An 814-nucleotide genomic window follows, 5' to 3' on the forward strand; every position below is an offset into this window, starting at 1 on the left:
GTTATATCATGTTGACCAAACATAAACTCTTTAACTGGTTCTAATGTTGGTATTCAATTGACCAAACATAAACTCTTTAACTGGTTCTAATGTTGGTATTCAATTAAAATGTAAACTAGTAAAAAATAAACCATATAAACTTAAAAATGGTGTATGATATAAAATTGATAAAGCATTATATCGCATAATATATGCTTTTTTAATATGAAATGGATATTTATCATATTTTAAAAACTTACGATTTTTTCATGCTTTAAAACTTTGACTTGTATTTCTTTGTTCAAAACCTAATCTTTGTCAATAAGTACCATTTTCATTTTTAATAATAATATTTTCTTTATCTATCATTAGAACCACTCTTGTCGAAAAATACGAACACTATTAATTGGAATATTAGAACCATCAGAACCATTAGTTAAATAAACCCGACCACTAGCATTATATAAAGCAATACTATAAGGTTTTTTATCCATATCATCAATAAAACAAGTTGCTTGATGTTTTGCTGAAGTTTTATTTTCTTTCTGTTCTGTAAAATAAGGTGGTTCAATCCATAACATACCTTCAGCACCTTTACGATTAGTTAATGATATTCAAACTTGATAACGATATTCTTCTGAAAATTTAGGAATATCAATATAATCAGCACTATCAGGTGTATAAGATATACTTACTTTTTCTCATTTTATTTTTTTATTTATTTCAAACACTCATTTTAACATTTGTTCAATAGTATCTTTTAAACCTTCATTTAAAGATAATTTATTATTTTCAATATAAAATTCATTTGATAATAATAATTCTAAACTACTAT

Annotated in this window: 2 protein-coding genes; both read right to left on the reverse strand. The window is 24.0% G+C overall.

The features are described from left to right. Nucleotides 1-30: 30 nt before the first annotated feature. Nucleotides 31-348, reverse strand: a complete 318-nt coding sequence (locus C6B38_RS05755; protein WP_105298964.1) for a hypothetical protein — start codon at nt 346-348, stop codon at nt 31-33. Continuing rightward, nucleotides 348-814, reverse strand: a 467-nt coding sequence (locus C6B38_RS10155) for a hypothetical protein (protein WP_162475902.1), incomplete at its 5' end; no start/stop codon positions are given. The genes C6B38_RS05755 and C6B38_RS10155, both read right to left, overlap by 1 nt.

Origin of the sequence: Spiroplasma sp. ChiS (genome assembly GCF_002968355.1) — a bacterium.
Lineage (GTDB): Bacteria > Bacillota_I > Bacilli_A > Mycoplasmatales > Mycoplasmataceae > Spiroplasma > Spiroplasma citri.